Consider the following 4,193-nt stretch of genomic DNA (forward strand, 5'->3'; position numbering starts at 1 on the left):
TTTTACCGAGAATAGTTATCCATCTGCCCTTGTAGAGATTTTTTCCATTATTTAACTTATGGATTAATATAGTAAGAATATGCATATAAATATTTCCCTCATGTCCTTTCAAGTTTGTTATGCGATAACCCTTTAACTCCCTTCTTTACTTTTCGTAATTGTGAAAAAGAAGTTATCATTATTTGAAGCAACAGCAATAGGACTAGGGAACATCATAGGGGCCGGAATCTTCGTTATGGCAGGGAGCACAATCTACTTAGCTGGTCCTGCAGCTTTGATTTCCTTCATAATTACCGGGCTATTAGCCATGAGTATCGGTCTTAATAGCGCTGAACTTGCCTCTAAATACCCCGAGAGTGAAGGGGGTGTTTATTCTTTCGCTAAACTCACTATGGGAGACACTGTAGGGTTCTTAGTAGGATGGATGAGAATGATATCCTATTCCGTATCGGGTGCTGCTACAGCACTTGGTTTTGCTAGTTATTTACAGATTCAAAGTTATACTTTAATTATTGCCGGACTCCTCATCTTAGTCCTAGGAGGATTATACTTAGCGGGGCTAAAACTAGTCTCTGAAGTAGAATCAGTCCTTGTGGGCTTAAACGTCTTAGGATTAGTTCTGTTTATAGTATTTGCTTTAATCTCAGGGAGATTTAACACCTTACACTTTACACCTATTGCCCCTCACGGATTATACGGTATATTCACGGCTTCCTCCCTAGCTTTCTTCGCATACTCTGGTTTTAACACGATCGCGACTCTGACTCCAGACGTAGAAAACGGGGAGAAGACAGTACCTAAAGCTATAGTCCTTTCTCTGGCTATTACTTCAGTACTTTACATCATGGTGGTCTTCTCCATGTTATATCTACTCCCATGGCAAATCTACGGTCAACAAGCGAATCCACTTTCCTTTGCTCTACAAAAAGCTAAAGCCCCGTTTCTATTAATTCTCGCAGTGTCAGCCACAGCGATAATTGCGACCCTTACCGTGACAATGTCCACTATAATAGCTACAGTTAGAACGTTAAAGCAAATGGCTGAGGATAACTTAATACCTTCTAAGCTAGGCAAAAAAGAGAGTATAGCTACATTATTAGTAATTTCAATGATGGTCTCGTCCTTAGGGTTAGGCAATGTAGAGGTGATAGGGCTCGTTTCGAATTTTGGTACCATATTTTCTTACCTAACTACGGCTCTAGCCGTAGTTATCTCTAGGAGAAGAGGCATCATGGGTAGTTTTAAAGCTCCCCTCTACCCTTTCCTTCAGATTCTGTCGATCTTACTATCATTATTAGTGATCGGGACTCTGGGTGAGGAAAGTTTAGTTCTGGGTGTTATATCACTGTTAGTGGGGTTAATAATTCATGTTATCCATGTCGAAATTAACGTGGTAGAAAAGGGGAAGAGGTTGAACCCTCATGGAAGGATTCAGAATGAGTGAAAATTTTAATCTTCCTTTAGCTTATAACCGAATCTTTTTACGTATAGGTCTTTCTCTTCTTTTATCTCTACAATTTCTAATACCGAATATATTTTTCCATGAAGAGCCTTTTCCATCCATGCTATAAGAACTATATTTAAGATATTTGACAAGGGGTAAGAAACTACTACTCCTAAGGCTATAAATAAGTTCTCTGGAACTGGGAAGACATAAAGTGCTATGAACGGAGCTAAAAATAACAATGGGAACAAGATTTTGTCCCTTTGACTCTGTTTTATCGCTCTAGAATGTTTGTACTCTTTCATGTACTCTTTACTAGATTTAAGCGAGTTAAACGCCTTGATGAGTTCTCCCTTCCTATAAAACATCAGTAAAAGTGATACTACGATCATTGACAGGAAAAAATATATACTATATCTTTCTACAACTGAAAACACAGAAAACGAAACAACTAGTATCAGGGAGAAAAGTTCTGCCTTTCCTATCTTAAACTCCTTCTCTTCATCAATATAGGTGGCATGCGACATAATGATCCGGCTCTGCTTCAACAAGTTTAGGTTCTTCTTTTCTACAAATATCTTTTCTAAAAGGACATCTAGGGTATAAAGGACAACCGTTAAGTGGATCTGGTTCCTCAGTGTCATTGAGTTTCACTTGCAAGGTATATCCAGGCTCAGGAATGGGAATAGCAGCGATAAGGGCTTGTGTGTAAGGATGTTTAGGATTTTCAATTATTTGATCGGTCTTACCATATTCAACTAAGTTACCGTGATATAAAACGAAAATCCTCGATGATATATAAGCTGCTGTAGCTATATCATGAGTTATCATAAGTATTGAAGTGCCTTTTTCATTTGCTTTCGTGAAAAGATCCAAAATGCTAGCCCTAATTGATACATCTAACATAGAAACCGGTTCATCAGCCACAATAAATTCTGGGTTTAAAACTAATGCCCTTGCAATCGCTACTCTCTGTAATTGCCCTCCTGAAAGTTGAGTGGGATAAGAAACGCTAAATTCTTCAGGTGGTGTTAAGCCCACCTCTTCTAATACCTCGTAAATCATTTTCTTCTCTTCTTCTCTACTTTTTGCAAGCCCATGAAGTCTAATACCTTCTGCTATAACATCGTATACCTTCATTCTAACGTCTATGGCATCAAAGGGGTCTTGGTATATTATCTGATTCTTACGCCTAAACACCTTTAATTCCCTCCTCTTTAACTTGAAAACGTTCTTGTTATCCCAAAGTACTTCACCTGATAATGGTTTAATGAGTGCCAACATAGTCTTCCCTAATGTTGTCTTACCGCTTCCAGATTCGCCTACAACTGACACTATTTCTTTATTTTGTACTTTGAGAGAAACATTATTCACAGCCTTGATTATAAAATTCTTAGTCTTAAAATAGACTTTTAAGTTCTTTACTTCTATCATTTTCATCACTTCCTGAGGTGGCAAGCTACGTAGTGCGTGGGGGAAACTTTAACAATTTCGGGCTCTGTAGTCTTACACACGTCCATAACAAACGGACATCTTGGATTGAACCTACATCCAGTTGGAGGGTTTAATAAATCTGGCGGAGAACCCGATATGGACTTTAACTTACTCCCTCTTTTTCTGATATCAGGAATAGATTCTAAAAGCAGTTGCGTATAAGGATGTAGAGGTGTCTTATATACTTCCTCTACTTTTCCGAACTCGACTATTTTCCCTGCGTACATAATAGCTAGATAGTCACTTAAACCAGCGAGTAATGCTAAGTCGTGACTTACAAATAACATGCTGAAGTTTTTCTCCTTTTTAAGCTGTCTTATAATACTTATTATTTGAGCTTGTACTATTACGTCCAACGCTGTAGTTGGCTCGTCAGCAATTACTAATTTTGGGTTTAACAGAAGAGCCATAGCTATCACTACTCTCTGTTTTTGCCCACCTGAAAGCTCATGAGGATATTTTTCTAGAATCTCAGGCATTAGGTTAACGGACTTAAGCATTGTATAGATCCTTTCTAGTGCCTCTGCTTTAGAAACGTCTTCATGAGCTAGTATAGTCTCTATCATTTGATCTTTTACCTTATACACAGGGTCTAATACGTCCATAGATACTTGAGGAATCCAACTTATCTCTTTCCATCTGATGTTTTTATTAAAATTTCGTTCGTCTATTTCAAGAACATTTTTGTCTTGATAAAATATTCTCCCACTTTTTATCTCAGCGTTTCTCGGAAGTACGCGAAATATCGAATTGATAAGTGTGGACTTACCGCTTCCAGATTCTCCTGCCACACCTACGACCATTTGGTTTGGAACATATAAGGAAACTCCATCTACCGCCTTTACGTAACCCGTTTTTGTCTTAAAATAAGTCTTGAGGTCTTCTATTTTGAGTATAACACCATCTACTACCAAGTCTTATTCACCTCTCACCTTGAAAGGACTTAAGACTTCTTGTAAAGCTGTGCCGAAGTAATAAAACGCCACTGATAGTAAGACTATTGATAGGCCGGGAGGCATGACCCACCACCAAGCAAAGGAGTTAGCACTTGAAGCCGCATCTGTAGCTGCTCCAAGCATATTCCCCCACGTGGGGAAAGCCGATAGTGGAATCCCGAAACCAAGAAAGTCTAATCCCGATTCTATCAGAATGACTACTGGCACATCGTAAGCTAGTTGTGCAAAAACTACACCGAGTATGTTAGGTAAAATGTGTTTCCTTATTACGTGTAAAGTACCTCCTCCCAATGCTCTAG

At 38.7% G+C, this 4,193-nt stretch carries 5 protein-coding genes; 1 reads left to right on the forward strand and 4 read right to left on the reverse strand.

What is annotated here, in order from left to right; genetic code table 11:
* Positions 1 to 160: 160 nt before the first annotated feature.
* Positions 161 to 1,444, forward strand: a complete 1,284-nt coding sequence (locus WIW89_RS01330; protein WP_337719475.1) for an APC family permease — start codon at positions 161 to 163, stop codon at positions 1,442 to 1,444.
* A 5-nt stretch (positions 1,445 to 1,449) separates the two neighbouring features.
* Here the strand turns inward: WIW89_RS01330 and WIW89_RS01335 are convergent, their stop codons facing one another.
* From WIW89_RS01335 to WIW89_RS01350, 4 genes are all read right to left on the reverse strand, one after another.
* The gene (locus tag WIW89_RS01335) at positions 1,450 to 1,971 is read right to left on the reverse strand and encodes a hypothetical protein (RefSeq protein ID WP_337719476.1); all 522 of its coding nucleotides are present in this window, start codon (positions 1,969 to 1,971) and stop codon (positions 1,450 to 1,452) included.
* Positions 1,949 to 2,878 carry an ABC transporter ATP-binding protein gene (locus WIW89_RS01340; RefSeq protein WP_337719477.1) on the reverse strand — a complete coding sequence of 310 codons (930 nt, stop codon included), beginning with the start codon at positions 2,876 to 2,878 and terminating at the stop codon, positions 1,949 to 1,951. The genes WIW89_RS01335 and WIW89_RS01340 overlap by 23 nt, the downstream gene beginning before the upstream one ends.
* A gap of 5 nt (positions 2,879 to 2,883) precedes the next feature.
* Positions 2,884 to 3,852 (reverse strand): ABC transporter ATP-binding protein, encoded by a 969-nt coding sequence (locus WIW89_RS01345; RefSeq protein ID WP_337719478.1) that lies wholly within the window; start codon positions 3,850 to 3,852, stop codon positions 2,884 to 2,886.
* A gap of 3 nt (positions 3,853 to 3,855) precedes the next feature.
* The coding region (locus tag WIW89_RS01350; RefSeq protein ID WP_337719479.1) for an ABC transporter permease subunit at positions 3,856 to 4,193 on the reverse strand (338 nt) is incomplete at its 5' end.

Source organism: Stygiolobus sp. CP850M (genome assembly GCF_037389425.1).
GTDB lineage: Archaea > Thermoproteota > Thermoprotei_A > Sulfolobales > Sulfolobaceae > Stygiolobus.